Source organism: Paracidovorax konjaci (assembly GCF_900112675.1).
GTDB classification, from domain to species: domain Bacteria; phylum Pseudomonadota; class Gammaproteobacteria; order Burkholderiales; family Burkholderiaceae_C; genus Paracidovorax; species Paracidovorax konjaci.
On record NZ_FOMQ01000004.1, the window covers coordinates 428,191 to 446,024 of the forward strand.

A 17,834-nucleotide genomic window follows, 5' to 3' on the forward strand; every position below is an offset into this window, starting at 1 on the left:
GGCGGTTCACCCACCGGCCGCCAGCGTCACGCCGCCCCGCAGCCGCTCCAGCACGCACTGGCGCACGGCGGGGGGGGCCTCTTCCAGCAGCGCCGGCCAGAGGGCCTGTGCCTCGCCCACGGTCTCCTTGAGCAGCGCCACGTGCCTGGGAATGCGCAGCAGCCCCGCGGAAGCCAGCAGGGCGCGCAGGTCGTCCCACGAGAACGCCCGCAGCGTGCGGTCGATGGCGCGGTTCACGGCGTATTGCGGTTCGGGCACGGCATCGAAGAAGGCGCTGACGCAGACCGGGTCGTAGAGCGGCGCGAGCTGCGGCGTGCGGCCGTCGGGGTAGAGCAGCGCCCAGTTCTTCAGGTGGGCGTCGGTGTTGCCCATGAGGATGAAGGCGACCATGCGCGCCAGGAATTCGCGGGTGTCCTGCACGGGACGGGCGCTCAGGCGGTCGAGCACGCGCAGCATGGTGGCCCAGTCGTGCGCGATGCCGCGGCCGTACTTTTGGCGCGGGGCGTAGCCCAGCACCTGGTTGAACTCCTCCATGTGGATCCGGCCGCCGCCGGGCAGGTGGTCGAACCGCTGCACGGCCAGGATCTCGTCGAAGGGCACGTGCTCGGGCAGTTCGGCCTCGGCCCGCGAGATGACGCGCGCCTCGGCGCAGTGCAGGCCGAGCGCGGCGGCGAGGCGGTAGCAGGCGGCTTCGTTCGCCACGAGGTCGGGGTGGGCGCTGGTGGGCAGCTTGAGGATCACGCTGCCGGCCTGGCCCTTGCGGTGCACGGTGTAGCGCCGGCCATCCTGCACCGCGCTGAATTTCGTGACCACGCCGGGCAGGGAGGCGGCGTCCTCCACGGGGTATTCGACGAAGCCGGGCTCCAGCACGTCCAGGCCCTGCGTGGTGTGCCAGTGGCGCACCACCTCGGGCACGCCCTCGTGCGGCGGCGTGGGCTCGACCTCGAGCGCGCCCATGAGGTCGTGGCCGGCCGCGGCGAGCAGTTCGAACTCGTCGTCGGGCCCGCAGCCGCGCTCGCGCGCGAGGCGGTCGCGGTTGTGCCCTTCGGGCAGCAGGTTCTGGAAATACGCCGGCCAGCGGCCATCGGTGCGCACGAGCCGGGCGTCCCGCGCCGACTGCAGGATCTGGCGCGTGGCGGCCTCGTCGTCGCCGCGGTAGCTGAGCGACAGCACGGGGCGGTCCGGGTCAGCGATGTAGTCGGCATCGAACGACATCCGCAGGATGTCCCCGTACTGCGACAGGTAGCCGATGCCCCGCCTCGGACCGGCGGCGCCGCCGGGCAGGGGCGGCGCATGCAAATACAGCCGCAGGTAGCGGATCGCGGTGGTGGAGGAGGGCGGGAGCTGCGGCATGGGCGATCAGCCGGTGCAAAAAAGAAAGAAGGCCCGGGGTCAGGGCGCCTTGCGTCCCAGCCCCTCCACGATGGAGGGCGGCGCGTCGGCGCCGGCAGGCTGGGCGAGAAAGCGCCCGCCCGACTGGATGAAGGCCTGCAGGTCGGAACTGAGCGCGGCCGGCACGGCCAGCAGCTCCAGGCCCAGCACGCGCGCCATCTCCGCCAGGGTGGAAAACCGCGGATCGAGGTCGCCGCCTTCCGTGCGCTGTACGGTCATGCGCGACAGCCCCGCTTGTTCCGCCAACTCCGCCTGGGTCATGCCGCGGGCCTTGCGCGCTGCGGCCAGGCCGTGGATCAATGGGTGATTCATGATCGTGTTTATACTCTTTTTCGATTGAAAGAGTAGATATTTAATCTTTTTGTGGGTGTGGAGCGGGCAGAACAGCCCCGCGCAGCTCCCGGAAACGGCGGCCGGCATCGATCAGCCACTCGCGCACGCGCAGCATGGCCGGGCCCGGCGGGGGCGGGGTCACGAACGAATAGCGGGCGCGCGACAGCACGCTGCGGCCGAAGAGCGGCACCAGCCGGCCTGCGGACACATCCTCCCACACGAGCGCCGCCCGGCCCATCGCGATGCCCTGGCCGGCGATGGCGGCGCTCACCGCCAGCTGGGAGAGGTTGAATTGCGGGCCCAGTTGCCAGGCCAGCACCGGAATGCCGAGCCCGGCGAACCAGTGCTGCCATTCCTCGAAGGTGTTGGCGCCTTCCCAGGCGCTCCCGTCGTGCAGCAGCCACTCGGCGCGCAGGCAGGCCGGGTCGCCCTGCTGCAGCGCCGGGTGGGCCGCGACGAAGGCCGGGCTGGCGACGGGCGTCAGCCATTCGTCGAGGAATTCCGTGGCTTCCAGGTCGGTGTAGCCGCCCGGGTCGAACCGCACCGCGGCCTCGACGCCGTCGCGCACCATGCGGGTGCGGTCGAGCCGGTGGAATTCACCGAACACGCGCAGGCCGATGTCGGGGTGCTGGCGGAAGAAGTCCCCCAGCCGGGGCGTCAGCCACTGCATGGCGAAGGAGGGCGAGCAGCTCAGCGTGGCGGCCGCGTGCGCGGTGGCCGTGAGCCGCATCTGCGCCAGCGTGCTCTCGATGGCTTCGAAGCTCTCGCGCAGCACCACGGACAGCCACTGCCCCTCGGGCGTGGGCACCAGCGTGCGCGGCGTGCGCAGGAAGAGGGGCCGGCCCAGCCAATTTTCGAGGTGCTTGACCTGCTGGCTCACCGCGCCCTGGGTGATGCACAGTTCCGCCGCCGCGCGCGTGAAGCTGCCCTGCCGGGCGGCTGCATCGAAACAGCGCAGCCAAGCGAGCACCGAGTTGGAGAGGCGTGAATCCATTGATGAAACTAATGCTGTCGTCAATATAAATGCGTTGTGCGGCACGAATGGCCGGGGCAAGAATGCACGCCACGCCTTCCCTTCTGCCGCGCCATGACCGAAACCCTTTCACCTCCCGCGACCCGCCTGCTTCTGGACGAAGCAGTGGACAGCGCGCTGCGCCGGGCCGAACCCTGCCTGTGGCTCAATCCGCGCCGGCGCGGCGAAACCCCGGACGCGCTGGAGGCGGAAGGCCAGCGCATTAGTCTGCATGATACGCACGCCGCTGCGGCACGGTTCGGGCGGTTCGCGGGCCTGCTGGCCGAGCTGTTTCCGGAACTGCGGGCATCGGGCGGGGCGATCGAATCGCCCCTCGTGCCTGCGGACGCGCTGGCCGCCGGGCTGGGCCTGGGCGCGCAGGAAGGCCGGCTCTGGATCAAGGCCGACCACGGCCTGCCCGTGGCGGGCTCCATCAAGGCCCGCGGCGGCATCCACGAGGTGCTGGAATTCGCCGAGGCGCTCGCCTTGCGCGAAGGGCTGGTCGCCCCTGGCGCCGACTACCGCAGCCTGGCCGGGCCCGCGGCCCGTGCCGTGTTCGCCCGCTACCAGGTCGCCGTGGGCTCCACCGGCAACCTGGGCCTCAGCATCGGGGTGGCCGCTTCGGCATTGGGGCTGCGCGCGGCGGTGCACATGTCCGCCGACGCCAAGGCGTGGAAGAAGGAGCGCCTGCGCCGCCGCGGCGTGGAGGTCGTCGAGCACAGCGGGGATTACGAGCGCGCCGTGGCCGCGGGCCGCAGCCAGGCCGCGTCCGATCCGTATTGCCACTTCGTGGACGACGAACGCTCCTTGTCGCTGCTGCTGGGCTACAGCGCCGCGGCGCTCGCCCTGCGCGGGCAACTGGCCGCGCAGGGCATCGCGGTGGATGCGGAGCATCCGCTGTTCGTCTACCTGCCCTGCGGCGTGGGCGGCGCGCCCGCGGGCATCGCCTTCGGGCTGCGCCTGCTGCTCGGGCCGCACGTGCACTGCTTCTTCGCCGAGCCCGTGCAGTCGCCGTGCTTCCTGGTGCAGATGGCCGCGCCGCAAGGCGCGCATCCATCGGTCTACGACATCGGGCTGAACAACCGCACCGAGGCCGACGGCCTCGCGGTGCCGCGCGCCTCGCTGCTGGCCGCCCGGCTCATGGAGCCGCTGCTCTCGGGCGTTTTCACCGTGCGCGACGACACGCTGTTCGAACACCTCGTGCGGGTCCTGGACGCCACGGGCGAGCGCATCGAGCCCTCGGCGGCCGCCGGGTTCGACGGCCCGGGATGGCTCACCGGCTCGGAAGCCGGGCGCCGCTGGCTGCATGCCCAGGGCCTCGCGCCGCACCTGCCGCGGGCCACGCACGTGGTGTGGACCACGGGCGGGCTGTTCGTGCCGGAGGCCGAACACCAGCGCTTCGAGCAGCGCGGCCGGGAACTGCTGGCCCGGGGCTGACGCGCTCCGCGCCGGAGATCGTGCCGTTCGCCCGCATCCGCTTTCGTTTGTTTTTCGTTCGTTGACTGACCTTTGACCCATCGCCACCCCGGAGAGACCGCCATGAACCGCGCCAAGAGGATGTTGTTGTCCGCCATCGCCTGCAGCCTGGGAGCCGCCGCGCTCACCCCGGCACTGGCGGAAGATGTCTATCCCAGCAAGCCGATCACGCTGGTGATCCCGTTTCCCCCGGGCGGCGCCACCGATGTGCTGGGCCGCCTGATCGGCAAGAAGCTGGGCGACAAGCTCGGTCAGAGCGTGGTGATCGACAACCGCGCGGGTGCGGGCACCGTGATCGGCGCGACCTACGTGGCCAAGGCCGCCCCGGACGGCTACACGCTGCTCATGAGTTCGGGCACGACCTTCACGGTCAATCCCGCCGTGCGTCCGCGGCTGCCCTATGACCCGGTCAAGAGCTTCGAGCCCATCGGCATCACGGGTCGCACGGGCCTGATCCTGCTGGCCAACAAGGACGTGCCGGTGAAGGACGCGAAGCAGTTCGTGGCCCTCGTGAAGGCCGATCCCAACAAATACTCGTACGGCTCCTTCGGCTCGGGCACCACGTCGCAGTTCGCGGGCGAGGCCTTCTTCAACGCGGCGGGCGTGAAGGTGCAGCACGTGCCGTACAAGGGCAGCGCGCCGGCCATGGTGGACCTGATGGGCGGACAGATCCCCTTCACCGTCGATACCGTGTCGGCGGCCATTCCGCAGCTCAAGGACGGCAAGATCAAGGCCATCGCCGTCACCTCGGCCAAGCGGTCCGCCCTGCTGCCCAACGTGCCGACGCTGGTGGAAAGCGGCTACCCCGGTGTGGAGATGGACACGTGGCTGGCCGTGGTGGCGCCGGCCGGGCTGCCGCCGGCGGTGAAATCGCGCCTGGAACTCACGCTGGCCCAGGTGGTGTCCGATCCCGACACGCGCGACAAGCTCCTGGCCAACGGCTTCGAGCCGGCCTATGGCTCCTCCAAGGCGCTCGCGGCGCTGATCGAGAAGGAACTGCCGCTCATGCGCGCGGTGGCGCAGCGCGCCGCGATCACCGCGGATTGAGCCCGCCGCTGTCCGCCCGTGACCTGCCCGCGCGGGCCGCCGGCATCGCCGGCGGCTGTGCGGGCGCCTTGCGTCCGTCCACAATGCCCCCACCCGAGACAACACCGCGCCCGCGGTGACCGACATGAACCCTGCCGCCCCGACCCCTTCGCCATCGTCGTCCCTGGTCGAGATGACCGCCCCGGAACTGCGCCGCCGCATCGCGGACCGGAGCGTCTCGCCCGTGGAACTGCTGGAGGCCTGCATCGACCGCATCGAGGCGGTCAACCCGTATGTGAATGCCATCACCGCCACCTGCTACGACCGCGCGCGGGCCGAGGCCCGGGCGGCCGAGCAGGCCGTGCTGCGCGGCGACGCGCTGGGCCTGCTGCACGGCCTGCCGCTGGGCGTGAAGGACCTGGAGGCCACGGCCGGCCTGCTGACCACCTACGGGTCGCAGATCTACCGCGAGCACATTCCCGCGCAGGACAACGTGCTGGTCGAGCGTCTGCGCCGGGCCGGCGCCATCGTGACCGGCAAGACCAACATCCCCGAGATGGGCGCCGGCGCGAATTCGCGCAACACGGTCTGGGGCGCGACGGGCAATCCCTTCGATCCGCGCCTGAATGCGGGCGGATCGTCCGGCGGCTCCGCCGCGGCGCTGGCCTGCGACATGCTGCCCGTCTGCACGGGCTCCGATACCGGAGGCTCCCTGCGCATCCCCGCCGCCAAATGCGGTGTGGTGGGTTTCCGGCCCTCGCCGGGCGTGGTGCCCAGCTCGCGCAAGCTGCTGGGCTGGACGCCCATCTCCGTCGTGGGCCCCATGGGCCGCACGGTGGAAGAGGCCTGCCTGCAACTGGCCGCCACGGCCGGCATGTCGGCGGGCGATCCCCTCAGCTATCCGCTGGACCCGGGCGTTTTCCTGTCGCTGCCCGAGGTGGATCTGGCCGGGCTGCGGGTGGGCTACACCGAGGATTTCGGCGCCTGCGCGGTGGACGAGGGCATTCGCGCCACCTTCCGGGCCAAGATCGCGGCCATGCGGCATCTGTTCCGCAGCTGCGATCCGGTCGCGTTCGGCCTGGGCGACGTGCATCGCTGCTTCGACGTGCTGCGTGCCGAAGCCTTCGTGGCCGGCACCCGCGAGGCGTATGAGCGCGATCCTTCCAGCCTGGGGCCCAACACCCGGGCCAACTATGAAATGGGCGCGGCCATGACGCTGATCGACAGCGCCTGGGCGCAGGCCGAGCAGACGCGCATCCTGGCGCGCTTCCAGGAGGCCTTCGAGTCGTTCGACGTGATCCTCGCGCCGACCACCCCGGTGTCGCCGTTCCCGTGGACCGAGCTGTATGCCAGCCATATCAACGGCGAGCCGCAGGCCAACTATTACCGCTGGCTCGCGCTGACCTACGTGACCACGCTCACCACCCACCCGGCGCTCAGCCTGCCGTGCGGCCGCGATGGCCGCGAGATGCCCTTCGGCCTGCAGGTGGTGGGGCGCTTCCGCGACGACCTGGGCACATTGGCCATCGGCCGCGCGATGGAGCAGGCCTTCACGGGCATCGCCGGCCTGCAGCGCCCCCGGCCGGCCCTGGACCGGCTGGCCCGCGTGGAGCCCGCGCTCGATTCCCTCGTGACCGTGGCGCCCGACCCGCGTGACGCCAAGGGCGTGCCACGGGCTGGCGGCGCGCCGGGCACCGGGCATGCGCAGGCCTCGGCCGTGTAACGCACCGAAGCAAGGACCACCGCATGACCGAATCCGTGGATTTCCTCGTCATCGGCGCCGGCATCGCCGGGGCCTCCGTGGCCTGGGAGCTGGCGCACACGCCCTCGCGCCCCAGCGTGCTCGTGCTGGAGCGCGAGTCGCAACCCGGCTACCACACCACCGGCCGTTCCGCCGCGCTGTTCATGGAAACCTACGGCACGCCGCAGATCCAGGCGCTCACGCGGGCCAGCCGGGCGTTCTACGACCAGCCGCCCGCCGGGTTCGCCGACGACGGGCCGCTGCTGTCGCCGCGCGGCGTGGTCTATGTGGCCGGGCCGGACCAGCTCGACCTGCTGGAGACCGCCTATGCGGAGGCTGTGGCGCGGTCGCCGAACGTGGAGCGGGTGTCCCGCGAGCGGCTGCTGGAATGGTTGCCGTGCCTGCGGCCGGAGGCGATTGCGGCCGGCATGAGCGAGCCCGGCGCGTCCGACATCGATGTGCACGCCCTGCACCAGGGCTATCTGCGCGGCATGCGCCAGCGCGGCGGCCAGCTGCGCCCCCATGCCGAGGTGGGCGCCATCGAACGGGAGGGCGATGGCTGGCGCGTGCGCCTGGCCTCGGGAGAGTCGATCTCCGCGCGCACCGTCGTCAATGCGGCGGGGGCCTGGGCCGATACCGTGGCCGCGATGGCGGGCGTGCCGGCCAGCGGGCTGGAGCCGCGCAGGCGCACGGCGTTCACCTTCCCGGTGCCCGCGGGCATGGACGCGGCCCGCTGGCCGGCGGTGATCGGCATCGACGAGAGCTTCTATTTCAAGCCCGACGCGGGCCAGTTGCTCGGTTCGCCGGCCAATGCCGACCCCACGCACCCGCACGATGTCGTGCCGGAAGAACTCGACGTGGCCACGGGCATCTGGAACATCGAGCAGATGACCACCTTCGAGATCCGCCGGCCCTCGCACACCTGGGCAGGGCTGCGCTCCTTCGTGGCCGATGGCGACATGGTGATCGGGTGGGACAACCACGCCGAGGGATTCTTCTGGCTGGCGGGGCAGGGGGGCTACGGCATCCAGAGTGCCGCCGGGGCCGCACTGCTGGCGCGGGGCCTGCTGCTGCGCGAGCCGATGGACGCCGCCCTGGCGCGGCAGGGCGTGGAGGCGGCGGCGCTGTCGCCTGCCCGCCTGCGCTGACGGCGGCGCTGCGTCGCCATGGGCGGGCACGGCAGGCGCCGCGCCTGCGGCACTGGCCGCAAAGGGGTGTTCGCCGTCAGGCGAAGGTGTTGACCTGGGTGCCCAGGCTGCCGGAGGTGGCGAGTTGCGGCTGCGGCAGCGCTTCGAGCAACTGTGCGGCGGACGACTTCTGGATGTCGAGGGCCTTCTTGAGCACAGTGATGTTCACGGCGTCCGACGTTTTCTGGCTGGCCAGGGCCGTAGCGGTGTTGACGACGGACTGGGCAAGGCTGACATCCATGGGGGGCTCCTGGTGGGGCCTCCAGGCGGAGGCCGATGGCGAAAGACCTTTGCTGTATCGGCCGGGCCCGCGCCAACTTGAACGTTATTTCAGCGCCCCGCCGTCCGGCCCGGCCCTCCCGCCGCCCGGCAGCCGGTGTCAGTCCAGCGCACTGGAGCCGTAGGCCCCGCAGGCGGACAGATCGGAATCGCTCCCTTTCGGCAACTGGCCCGCGGCCTCGCGCAGGGCGGTGCGGAGCCCTTCCTCCAGCACGGGGTGGTAGAAGGGCATGCGCAGCAGATCCTGCACGGTCAGCTCGCGGTCCACGGCCAGGGCCAGCAGGTGCGCCATGTGTTCGCCGCCGGGTGCGCACATCTCCGCGCCGAGCAGGCGGCCGGTGTCCCGCTGGGCATAGACGCTCAGCCGCCCGTGGTTGCGCAGGGCCACGCGGGCGCGGCCCTGCTGCGTGAAATCGACGGTGCCCGTCACCGATTCGCCCCGCTTGAGGTCCTTGTAGCGCCGCCCGACCACGGCCGCGTTGGGGTGCGTGAAGACGATCGACAGCAACGTGCGGCGGCGGAACCCCCGCACGTCGGGCGCCAGCGCATTGAGCCCGGCGATGTGCCCGTCGTCCGCGGCCTCGTGCAGCAGCGTGCGGTGGCCGTCGACATCCCCCGCCATGAACACCCGTAGGTCGCCGACCTGCGTGCTGCGGCGGTCCACCGGGGGCATGCCGTGTTCATCGAGTTCAAGGCCCAGGGTCTCCAGGCCGAGGTGCTCGACGTTCGGGCGGCGGCCCATGGCGGCCAGCACCTGGTCCACCACCACCGTCGCGCTGCCGTTCGTCACCTCGATGCCGCCCGGCACTTCCCGCAGGCGCACGTCGCCGCCGATGTGCAGCAGGAATTCGTCCTTCAGCAGGCCGTGCAGCGCATCGTTCACTGCGGGGTCGGACAGGCCCGCGAGTTCCTTGCCGGTGGCGAAGGCCGAGACTTCCACGCCCAGCCGCGCGAGCGCCTGGGCCATTTCCACGCCCAGCGGGCCCAGGCCGATCACCGCGAGGCGCGGGCCCAGGGTGGGTTGCTCGAACAGTGTGTCGGTGGTGAGCATCCGGTCGCCGAACGCGAGCCAGTCCTCCGGCACCGTGGGCCGCGAGCCCGTGGCGATCACGATGCTGCCGGCTTCGTGCACCTGCCCGTCCACCTCCACGCGGTGCGGCCCCAGGATGCGGGCGCGGCCCGCGATGCCCAGCGTGCCGATGTCGGATGCCTTGCGAGCCCCCGCCACGAAGTCGTCCCGCAGGGCCCGCACACGTTCCAGCACGGCCGGAAGGTCCACGCTGAGCCCCGCCTGACCGCGGATGCCGAAGGTATCAAAGGCCTGGCGGCGGTGGAAGGCTTCGGCCGCTTCGATGAGCATCTTGGACGGCATGCAGCCCACGCGGGCACAGGTGGTGCCCCACGGACCGTCGTTGACGATGCGGACCCGGTCGGTGCGCTTGCGCACCTCCCGCAGCGCGGCCAGGCCCGCGGATCCGGCTCCGATGATGATCGCGTCCAGCGCAGCACTCATGGGGAAAGCTCTCCAGCATGTAACTTGGCTGGACAGTGTCGCGGTGCGCGATCACGGCGGCGTGTAGGTGGAAAGGCAGTCTTGCCCGGGCGCTTTGGGGCGAAAGCCTTCTGCCGCTTTCGCTGATGCTTCCAATCCCTCAGGCGCGCAGCCACCCTGCGCGGCCTTGCGCCGCATCGTCGATGCGCTGGCGGAATGCCGCGGCCCGGGATTCGGGCAACTGCACCTGCAGCGTGACCAGCGATCCGTGCTCCACCTGCTGCAGCGCAGCGCCCGCCGCTTCCACCTCGCGGCGCACCAGACCTTCGAACGCATAGGGCACCTGGCAGCGCAGCACCGCCATGCGTTCGAGGGGCACCTTGTCCGCATGGAGGAGGGCCTGTGCCACGGTGTCGGTGTAGGCGCGCACCAGCCCGCCGGCACCGAGCTTGACCCCGCCGAAGTAACGCACCACCGTCGCGAGCACGCCTTCGAGGTCCTGGTGGCGCAGCACCTCCAGCATCGGCCGGCCGGCGGTGCCGCCAGGCTCGCCATCGTCCACCGCGGCCGACTGGCCGCCGGCCAGCAGGGCCCAGCAGACATGGGCGGCACCCGGATGCTCGCGGCGCAGCGCTTCCACCACCGCCTGGGCGGCGGCCCTGTCCGCCATGGGCTGCACGCAGCCGATGAACCGGCTCTTCTTGATGACGATTTCGCTGTGCGTCGGGGCGTGGAGTGTCTGCGGCATGGGGTGCGAAAGTGTAGGCGCGCGGCAGTCGCTTGGCGGCGTGCGGCATCGATGGCGCCAGCGCGCAATCGGCGCGCGCTTGATGCATGTCAACGGGCGATCCGCCCCGTTTTCCTACGATGGGCCATCGCCGCTTCCCGGGCTTCGACCGATGGCGTTCCATCGGCGCGGGAGCGCCTGCATTCATCAAGGAGAAAACTGAAATGGCAAGACATTGGAAAGCCCTGGCCCTCGCACTGGCGCTCGGATCGGGCGCATCCGCCTGGGCGGCCGACTGCGCCGTGGAGATCGAAGGCAATGACGCGATGCAGTTCAACAAGGCTGCGATCTCCGTGCCCCAGAGCTGCAAGCAGTTCACCGTCAAGCTGAAGCACGTGGGCAAGTTGCCCAAGACGGCCATGGGCCACAACTGGGTGCTCTCCAAGGCGGCAGACCAGCAACCGGTGGTGACCGACGGCATCGCCGCCGGTGCCGCCAAGGACTACGTGGCCGCAGGCGACAAGCGCGTGCTGGCCCACACCAAGCTGCTGGGCGGCGGCGAATCCGACGCCGTGACCTTCTCCACCAGCGCCCTCAAGGCCGGAGAGACCTATGCGTACTTTTGCTCGTTCCCGGGCCACGCAGCGCTGATGAAGGGCACGCTGACGCTGGTGAAGTGACCGCGTCCGGCCGGGTGTGGCAATGGCGACACATGGGCCCGGCCGGGCTGGAAACGGCGTGTTCCTACACGGAAGCGTCATGGGCGGCCGCTACGCTCGAAGGATCGATGCCCTGCTCGCCGATGCCCCAAGAGACGCCATGTTCGCCAACGCCCTGACCCAGACCTTCAGCGCCTTGTTCTCGGCGCCGCTCCTGCCCGTGGAGGCAGGCGCCTCCGCGGGGCGTGCCGCCGTGCCGGCCGGGCAGGGCGGCACCATGGCGGAGCAGGAACTGCGCTCCGCCTACGAGACGCCGGCCCATGATCTGGACCAGCGGGTGCGGGCTTCCGGGGAGTGGTAGAGCACGGGTCTTCGCTGAGTACTCCTTCGCATCCCTTCCATTTCCGGCGCTGCCCTGGTGCGCGCGCGGTGCATAGCAACAACGCATTTCACGGCTTAGGCCAGGCAGAGAGTCCCTGCCTGCAGGCGGGCGACGGCCAAGCGCCTAAAATCGGCGGCCCTCCCCACGCCTGCAGTCCATGAACGCCCCCGTCGACGTTTCCTTTTTCGCGCGCGCCGCCAAGCCGCTGACGAGCTACCGCCCCTACTGGGCGAAGCGCTTCGGCACCGCGCCGTTCCTGCCGATGAGCCGCGCCGAAATGGAACGCCTCGGCTGGGACAGCTGCGACGTCATCCTCGTGACGGGCGACGCGTACGTCGACCACCCGAGCTTCGGCATGGCCGTCATCGGGCGCGTGCTGGAGGCCCAGGGTTTCCGCGTGGGGATCATCGCGCAGCCCGACTGGCAAAGCAGCGAGCCCTTCAAGGCGCTGGGCCGCCCGAACCTCTTCTGGGGCGTGACGGCTGGGAACATGGATTCCATGATCAACCGGTACACCGCCGACCGGAAGATCCGCAGCGACGACGCCTACACCCCCGGCGACGTGGGCGGCAAGCGGCCCGACCGGGCTTCCATCGTCTACAGCCAGCGCTGCCGCGAGGCCTACAAGGACGTGCCCATCGTCCTGGGAGGCATCGAGGGCAGCCTGCGCCGCATCGCCCACTACGACTACTGGAGCGACAAGGTCCGGCGCTCCATCGTCGTCGACGCCAAGTGCGACCTGCTGCTCTACGGCAATGCCGAACGCGCGCTGGTCGAGGTCGCGCACCGCCTCGCTGCGCGCGAGCCCATCGAGCGCATCACCGATGTGCGCGGCACGGCCTTCGTGCGCCGTGCCGACGACGAGACCGGCAAGGGCTGGTTCGAGATCGATTCCACCACGGTGGACGAGCCGGGCCGCGTGGAAGCCCATGTGAACCCCTACATGACCACCAGCGAGCAGGCGGCGTCGCAGGGGGCGTCGTGCAGCAAGGACGATGCGCCGCAGGATGCTATAAATAATGTAGCAAACAATGTAATGGATCCGGCGGCATGCGGCACAAAAGACCCGCAGTCGCAGCCCGGTGGCGCCGTGATCCAGCCTTTGCGCTTCGTGCCCAATCCGGCGCTCCGGGCACGCATCAAGGTACCGCCGCGCGAGCGCAGCGTGATCCGCCTGCCCAGCTACGAGCAGGCCAAGAGCGATCCGGTGCTCTATGCCCATGCCAATCGCGTGCTGCACCTCGAAACCAATCCCGGCAACGCCCGTGCGCTGGTGCAGACCCACGGCGAAGGCGTCACGGCGCGAGACGTCTGGATCAACCCGCCTCCGGTGCCTCTCACCATGGCCGAGATGGACTGGGTGTTCGGCCTGCACTACGCGCGCAGCCCGCATCCCTCGTATGCCGACGAGAACGGCAGCCACGACGGCGCGACCAAGATCCCCGCCTGGGAAATGATCCGCTTCAGCGTGAACATCATGCGCGGCTGTTTCGGCGGCTGCACCTTCTGCTCGATCACCGAGCACGAGGGCCGCATCATCCAGAGCCGCTCGGAGGACTCCATCATCCAGGAGGTCGAGGAGATCCGCGACCGGGTCAAGGGTTTCACGGGCACCATCTCCGACCTGGGCGGCCCGACCGCCAACATGTACCGCCTGGGCTGCCGCAGCCCCGAGATCGAGGCGGCCTGCCGCAAGCCCAGCTGCGTTTTCCCGGGCATCTGCCAGAATCTGACCACCGACCATGGCCCGCTCGTCAAGATCTACCGGCGCGCGCGGGCGCTCAAGGGCATCAAGAAGATCCTGATCGGCTCGGGGCTGCGCTACGACCTGGCCGTGCAGTCGCCCGAGTACGTGAAGGAGCTGGTGCAGCACCATGTGGGCGGGTACCTCAAGATCGCTCCGGAGCACACCGAGCAGGGCCCGCTGACCAAGATGATGAAGCCGGGCATCGGCAGCTACGACCGCTTCAAGCAGTTGTTCGAGCAGTTCAGTGCCGAGGCCGGCAAGAAGCAATACCTCATCCCGTACTTCATCGCAGCCCACCCTGGGACCAGCGACGAGGACATGATGAACCTCGCCATCTGGCTCAAGAAGAACGGCTTCCGTGCCGATCAGGTGCAGACCTTCTATCCGAGCCCCATGGCCACCGCCACGGCGATGTACCACTCGGGCAAGAACCCGCTGCGCAAGATCGGACGCGACAGCGAGTCGGTGGACATCGTTCGCGGCGAGAAGCGGCGGCGCCTGCACAAGGCGTTCCTGCGCTACCACGACCCGAACAACTGGCCGTTGCTGCGCGAAGCGCTGAAAAGCATGGGCCGCGCCGACCTCATCGGCAATGGCAAGCAGCACCTGATCCCTACCTTCCAGCCGATGACCGACGGCAGCTACCAGAGCGCCCGCCGCAAGAACAGTACCGGGGCCGGCCCCGGCAAGGGCCCTGCGCCCGGAAAGCTGCTGACCCAGCACACGGGCCTCCCGCCCCGGGCGGGCGTGCGCAGTGGCCCCAAGCCCGCCGCAGGAGCGCCGAAGGCGGGGGGGACTCCCCGGCCCGGTGGCGGGTTGCGCAAAGGCCGCTGAACGGCGGTGGCTCCTCGCCGTATGTTCCGTACCGCGTGAAGAGCATGGTGGCCTGTCAGACGGCCGTCGCAACGGCCGACCTTTCATATGGCCTGAAGCGCCCGGGCCTCTGCGGCGCGCGGTGGCCGTTGGATTTCAGACCGGGCTCGGCCCTGGCGAGTGCGGTTTGCCGGCGGGGGCCCACGGCCCCACTCCGTCGCCTCCCTGGCGCCTGACCGCGCCGCACGCCTGGCGCGCTGCCTGGAGCGCCTCTTCGACCGTCACCACATCGGCCGTCAGGTAAGCCATGCCGATGCTCGCCGTCGTGCGGAGCCGGTCGGTGTGCCAGGGCACCTCCATGTTCCGAAGGGCGTTGCCCAGCCGCTCGGCGGTTTCCTGCACTGCGGCGCGGGATCCGGGCAGCAGCACAGCGAACTCCGCACCGCCCAGCCGCGCGGGCAGGGCCTGCGTGTTCCGGTCGGCCTGCAATACGCGGGCTGCGCTGGCCAGCAATTCGTCGCCCGCCATGTGCCCATGGGCTTCATTGATGGCCTTCAATGCGTCCAGGTGCAGATGCAGCAAACCGCCAGCCGCGTTGGCCGCACGGTGCTGCTCCAATACGGACGCCATCTCTGCAATGAACGCCTGGCGGTGGAGCAGGCCCGTGAGCGCATCGTGCGTGGCGTGCCAATCCAGGCGCTCCGAGGTCTGCGCCTCGCGCCGGCTGTCGTGCAGGGTCAGCACGGCGCCAGTGGAGACGCCGTCACGCAACAGCGGGCCCCCGCCGAGGCGCACGGGCAGCGGTGGCCCTGCCGGCGGGTACAGGTGGTGGATGCGGTCCGCGCCCGGGAAGGGGGCCCCATGCAGCAATCGGGCAAGCCATTGCCGGGTGACCGGCTCCGCGTCCAGCACGCCTGGCTCGGGGGCGAAGGCCAGCAATTCTTCCACCGCCTGCCCCTGCAGGGCGGGAGCCGAGCGGCCGAGCAGCCGCTGTGCCGCCGGGTTGGCGGCTTCGATCCGCCCCTGCGCGTCCACCCTGAGCAGCGGATCGGCCACGGCCGCCAGGGTCGCATCGCCCCGGGCGCGCTCCTGGGCGAGTGCATCCGCGGAGCGGCGCCGGTGCAGCCTGGCGCGCCTCAGTTGCCACAGGGCCAGGGCCACCAGCACGAACGCCGCCGTGCCGTTCAACCACAGCAGCCATGCCACGATGCGCCGCGAACTTCGTCCCATCGCTTCGCTGAAGTCCGAGGCGGCCGGACTGGCGCCTGCATCGATGTCCTGCAGCGCGCGCTGCCAGCGCTGCACCGACGGCGCGTCCGGCGCGTCGCCGTTCTCGTGCCGATCGCGGACCTCCTCGGCCAGCACTGCCAGATCGTGCAGGTACCGGTCGCCCACTCTCCAGTGGTTCAGCGGCTCTCTCAGCAGGGCATGGTGCTGCAAGTTGCGCAGCATCCAGATGAGTGCTCCCGCATCTTCCGGGTGGTTGCCGCCGCGCACCACGGCATCGAACACCTTGTCCATGTCGGGATCGGGCGTCTCCAGCAACTCGCGCGCTTCCTGGTCGGCCTGCGGGATCTGCAGGGCTTCTCGGAAACGGTCATAGCTTTGGCGATCTCCGGAGACGATGTAGTGGTCCAGTCGGTGGATCGCGTCTTTCTGGGCCTTCGACCATTGGCTTTCACCCGCGACGAAGGCGCGCACCGCCGACAGCACGTAGATGCTGCCGGACGCCAGCAGCACCTGCAGCATCACGATCGCCACGAATGGCCAGATACGGCTCCGCAGGGGGGATGCTGAGGCGGCGTCCAAGGTCATGGGTGCAGGTCTTGGTAAGGGCTGCAGCGGGCCGCCAGCCTTCGCGGCAGCGCCTGCCGCCTCAAAGGAAGACTGCCCGCGGGACCAGTCCGGGGCATGTCGAGATCACGCAGCGGGCTGGGGAATCAGATCTTCGATGATAAGACGCCGATAGAAAAAGGCAGCCCCTGCCCCGAGAGGTTGCAGCGCCGCCTGCAGCGATTCGGGGCCATCGTCATCGCGCGGACGGATCAACAGGGCATGGTGGCCCTGCGCCGCCAGGTCAGCGATGCGCCGCACGATCACGCCCTCGGCGCCCACGCTCGGCAAGGGCGTGTCCGCATTGCCCAGCGTGCGGACCACATGCTGGTGGATCGCGTCCGGTGCGGCATGGGCAATGTCGGCGAAACCCTGGTCCGAGAGAGCCTGGGCCGCATCGCGGCTCGGCTGCTCGCCCGGGAACAGGGCAAACACGTAGCCGGTGGGATAGAACGTGCCGGTGGACGACGTCATGTCGGGATCGAGTGCGAAGGGCTTCATGGACTTGCCTTTGGTGAGGTTCGTGCGCAGCGCGGCCGTGCTGCGCTTCCTGGTCCATTGGGCTATGGCGCCTTGGGCGGGAGGGTAGGGCAACCCAGCGCTGCACTGTCGGACGGCGGCGATCGGCCTCTGCATGTCGGCTGATTCAGCCGATGGATGGGCCAAGGCCCCACCCAGGCTCAGTCGAGCGGATGCAGGGGCAGGTCTTTCTCGTCGGCCAGGCACTGCAGTTCGGCCCGTGTGCGTGTACTGAGGTATGCCGCGATGGCGTCATGCGTGGCGGGTTTCCTGGGGTCCGGGGAGCTTTGCCAACCCGCTGCAGCGGACAGCCGGGCGAGAAAATGCGGCTCCAGCGCTGCCACCGCAACCCGGCCATCCGCGCACCGATAGACACGGTAGCCCGCGTGCGCTCCTCCGACGTCGCCCGACGGCAGCGCGATGCCCCAGCCCCGTGGCGCGGCCAGCCAGTGCGCCGCGTCCGCCAGGGCTACTTCCTCCAGCACGCCCCGGCCGCTTGCCTGCCGCGCCAGCAGGGAGCGCAGCACGGCTTCGCTGGCCAGAAGGGCGCCGGCCATGTCCGCGTACAGCGAGGGGGGTACATCGGTTCCTGATGGGATCAGCCCGGCTGCAGCCTGGTAGGTGAGGTCATGGCCGGGGTCTTCGGCCTTGTCGCCCCGCATCCCTACGATCCGGACCAGTGACAGCGCCGGATATGTCGTGTGGAGCACATCCCAGTCCATGCCCAGCCTGCGGAGCGCGGATGGACGGAAGGACGTGATGAGCACGTCCGTGGCGGCCAACTCCTGCTGAAGCAATTGCCGTCCCGCATCCGTCTTGAGATCTGCGCGAAGGACCCGGATGCCCTCGTGCAAGTCGGAATAGGCCTCCGGGCAATAAAAGCGGCTAACAAAACCATGTCATCGCAAATCGAGCGAAGAGCGTTTGGTGATGCATGAGTCGAAACAAGAAAAAAGAGATAAGCGCAGCACTGTTCAAGAAGGTTGCGCCGCTGTTGCCGGTAGTCGCCGCCTCGGCCAAGGGCGGTCGCCCGCGGGTGAGCGACGAGATGGCCCTCAACGGCATCCTGTTCGTTTTGCGCACCGGCATCCCTTGGGAAGAGTTGCCCCAGGAACTGGGCTTTGGCAGCGGCATGACTTGCTGGCGGCGTCTACGTGACTGGCAGGCCGTGGGAGTGTGGCATCGCCTGCATCTGCTGTTGCTCGATGAGTTGCGC

The 17,834-nt window shown here is 69.9% G+C and carries 17 protein-coding genes; 8 read left to right on the forward strand and 9 right to left on the reverse strand.

Annotation, left to right across the window (positions count from 1 at the left end; genetic code table 11):
- Positions 1-6: 6 nt before the first annotated feature.
- From BM144_RS08450 to BM144_RS08460, 3 genes are read right to left on the reverse strand one after another with little or no spacing between them, the layout of a single operon-like run.
- Positions 7-1,353 (reverse strand): type II toxin-antitoxin system HipA family toxin, encoded by a 1,347-nt coding sequence (locus tag BM144_RS08450; protein ID WP_092951051.1) that lies wholly within the window; start codon positions 1,351-1,353, stop codon positions 7-9.
- Between the two features lie 39 nt (positions 1,354-1,392).
- A complete protein-coding gene (locus BM144_RS08455; protein ID WP_092951053.1) occupies positions 1,393-1,704 on the reverse strand; it encodes a helix-turn-helix transcriptional regulator in 312 nt (103 codons plus the stop codon).
- 40 nt (positions 1,705-1,744) lie between these two features.
- A complete protein-coding gene (locus BM144_RS08460; RefSeq protein ID WP_092951055.1) occupies positions 1,745-2,719 on the reverse strand; it encodes a LysR family transcriptional regulator in 975 nt (324 codons plus the stop codon).
- Positions 2,720-2,812: 93 nt separating this feature from the next.
- Between BM144_RS08460 and dsdA the strand changes: the two genes are divergently transcribed.
- The 4 genes from dsdA (at position 2,813) to BM144_RS08480 (ending at position 8,128) form a co-directional block, all read left to right on the forward strand.
- Positions 2,813-4,174: a D-serine ammonia-lyase gene (gene dsdA / locus BM144_RS08465; RefSeq protein WP_092951057.1), complete on the forward strand. Its 1,362-nt coding sequence runs from the start codon at positions 2,813-2,815 to the stop codon at positions 4,172-4,174.
- Between the two features lie 102 nt (positions 4,175-4,276).
- Positions 4,277-5,260, forward strand: coding sequence for a Bug family tripartite tricarboxylate transporter substrate binding protein (locus BM144_RS08470; RefSeq protein ID WP_092951059.1), 984 nt, complete (start codon positions 4,277-4,279; stop codon positions 5,258-5,260).
- Between the two features lie 124 nt (positions 5,261-5,384).
- Positions 5,385-6,962, forward strand: coding sequence for an amidase (locus tag BM144_RS08475; RefSeq protein WP_092951161.1), 1,578 nt, complete (start codon positions 5,385-5,387; stop codon positions 6,960-6,962).
- Positions 6,963-6,985: 23 nt separating this feature from the next.
- Entirely contained in the window at positions 6,986-8,128 is a 1,143-nt protein-coding gene (locus BM144_RS08480; protein WP_092951061.1) for an NAD(P)/FAD-dependent oxidoreductase, read from the forward strand.
- Between the two features lie 76 nt (positions 8,129-8,204).
- Here BM144_RS08480 and BM144_RS08485 read toward each other — a convergent pair whose 3' ends face one another.
- From BM144_RS08485 to BM144_RS08495, 3 genes are all read right to left on the reverse strand, one after another.
- The gene (locus tag BM144_RS08485; protein ID WP_092951062.1) at positions 8,205-8,408 is read right to left on the reverse strand and encodes a YjfB family protein; all 204 of its coding nucleotides are present in this window, start codon (positions 8,406-8,408) and stop codon (positions 8,205-8,207) included.
- Between the two features lie 138 nt (positions 8,409-8,546).
- A complete protein-coding gene (locus BM144_RS08490) occupies positions 8,547-9,959 on the reverse strand; it encodes a dihydrolipoyl dehydrogenase (RefSeq protein WP_092951064.1) in 1,413 nt (470 codons plus the stop codon).
- 139 nt (positions 9,960-10,098) lie between these two features.
- Positions 10,099-10,686, reverse strand: a complete 588-nt coding sequence (locus tag BM144_RS08495; protein ID WP_092951066.1) for an IMPACT family protein — start codon at positions 10,684-10,686, stop codon at positions 10,099-10,101.
- A 203-nt stretch (positions 10,687-10,889) separates the two neighbouring features.
- Here BM144_RS08495 and azu point away from each other — a divergent pair, with 203 nt between their 5' ends.
- The 3 genes from azu to BM144_RS08510 all read left to right on the forward strand — a co-directional run bounded on the left by azu (position 10,890) and on the right by BM144_RS08510 (position 14,287).
- Positions 10,890-11,345, forward strand: coding sequence for an azurin (azu, locus tag BM144_RS08500; protein WP_092951163.1), 456 nt, complete (start codon positions 10,890-10,892; stop codon positions 11,343-11,345).
- 139 nt (positions 11,346-11,484) lie between these two features.
- Positions 11,485-11,685, forward strand: a complete 201-nt coding sequence (locus BM144_RS08505) for a hypothetical protein (protein WP_092951068.1) — start codon at positions 11,485-11,487, stop codon at positions 11,683-11,685.
- Between the two features lie 178 nt (positions 11,686-11,863).
- On the forward strand, positions 11,864-14,287 hold the full coding sequence (locus BM144_RS08510) for a YgiQ family radical SAM protein (RefSeq protein ID WP_092951070.1): 2,424 nt from the start codon (positions 11,864-11,866) through the stop codon (positions 14,285-14,287).
- A 135-nt stretch (positions 14,288-14,422) separates the two neighbouring features.
- On the opposite strand, the gene BM144_RS08515 is transcribed toward BM144_RS08510, so the two are convergent.
- The 3 genes from BM144_RS08515 to BM144_RS08525 form a co-directional block, all read right to left on the reverse strand.
- The gene (locus BM144_RS08515; RefSeq protein ID WP_092951072.1) at positions 14,423-16,081 is read right to left on the reverse strand and encodes a GGDEF domain-containing protein; all 1,659 of its coding nucleotides are present in this window, start codon (positions 16,079-16,081) and stop codon (positions 14,423-14,425) included.
- Positions 16,082-16,186: 105 nt separating this feature from the next.
- Positions 16,187-16,600, reverse strand: coding sequence for a hypothetical protein (locus BM144_RS08520; RefSeq protein WP_092951074.1), 414 nt, complete (start codon positions 16,598-16,600; stop codon positions 16,187-16,189).
- A gap of 179 nt (positions 16,601-16,779) precedes the next feature.
- Positions 16,780-17,472, reverse strand: a complete 693-nt coding sequence (locus BM144_RS08525; RefSeq protein WP_092951076.1) for a CoA transferase — start codon at positions 17,470-17,472, stop codon at positions 16,780-16,782.
- Positions 17,473-17,552: 80 nt separating this feature from the next.
- Between BM144_RS08525 and BM144_RS08530 the strand changes: the two genes are divergently transcribed.
- On the forward strand, positions 17,553-17,834 hold a 282-nt coding region (locus BM144_RS08530), incomplete at its 3' end, for a transposase (protein WP_139225676.1).

What these genes read in the sequence shown, in the direction of transcription:
- BM144_RS08450 (WP_092951051.1), bottom strand. Translation starts at nt 1,353, where the DNA reads ATGCCGCAGCTCCCGCCCTCCTCCACCACCGCGATCCGCTACCTGCGG.
- BM144_RS08455 (WP_092951053.1), bottom strand. Translation starts at nt 1,704, where the DNA reads ATGAATCACCCATTGATCCACGGCCTGGCCGCAGCGCGCAAGGCCCGC.
- BM144_RS08460 (WP_092951055.1), bottom strand. Translation starts at nt 2,719, where the DNA reads ATGGATTCACGCCTCTCCAACTCGGTGCTCGCTTGGCTGCGCTGTTTC.
- dsdA (WP_092951057.1), top strand. Translation starts at nt 2,813, where the DNA reads ATGACCGAAACCCTTTCACCTCCCGCGACCCGCCTGCTTCTGGACGAA.
- BM144_RS08470 (WP_092951059.1), top strand. Translation starts at nt 4,277, where the DNA reads ATGAACCGCGCCAAGAGGATGTTGTTGTCCGCCATCGCCTGCAGCCTG.
- BM144_RS08475 (WP_092951161.1), top strand. Translation starts at nt 5,385, where the DNA reads ATGAACCCTGCCGCCCCGACCCCTTCGCCATCGTCGTCCCTGGTCGAG.
- BM144_RS08480 (WP_092951061.1), top strand. Translation starts at nt 6,986, where the DNA reads ATGACCGAATCCGTGGATTTCCTCGTCATCGGCGCCGGCATCGCCGGG.
- BM144_RS08485 (WP_092951062.1), bottom strand. Translation starts at nt 8,408, where the DNA reads ATGGATGTCAGCCTTGCCCAGTCCGTCGTCAACACCGCTACGGCCCTG.
- BM144_RS08490 (WP_092951064.1), bottom strand. Translation starts at nt 9,959, where the DNA reads ATGAGTGCTGCGCTGGACGCGATCATCATCGGAGCCGGATCCGCGGGC.
- BM144_RS08495 (WP_092951066.1), bottom strand. Translation starts at nt 10,686, where the DNA reads ATGCCGCAGACACTCCACGCCCCGACGCACAGCGAAATCGTCATCAAG.
- azu (WP_092951163.1), top strand. Translation starts at nt 10,890, where the DNA reads ATGGCAAGACATTGGAAAGCCCTGGCCCTCGCACTGGCGCTCGGATCG.
- BM144_RS08505 (WP_092951068.1), top strand. Translation starts at nt 11,485, where the DNA reads ATGTTCGCCAACGCCCTGACCCAGACCTTCAGCGCCTTGTTCTCGGCG.
- BM144_RS08510 (WP_092951070.1), top strand. Translation starts at nt 11,864, where the DNA reads ATGAACGCCCCCGTCGACGTTTCCTTTTTCGCGCGCGCCGCCAAGCCG.
- BM144_RS08515 (WP_092951072.1), bottom strand. Translation starts at nt 16,081, where the DNA reads ATGACCTTGGACGCCGCCTCAGCATCCCCCCTGCGGAGCCGTATCTGG.
- BM144_RS08520 (WP_092951074.1), bottom strand. Translation starts at nt 16,600, where the DNA reads ATGAAGCCCTTCGCACTCGATCCCGACATGACGTCGTCCACCGGCACG.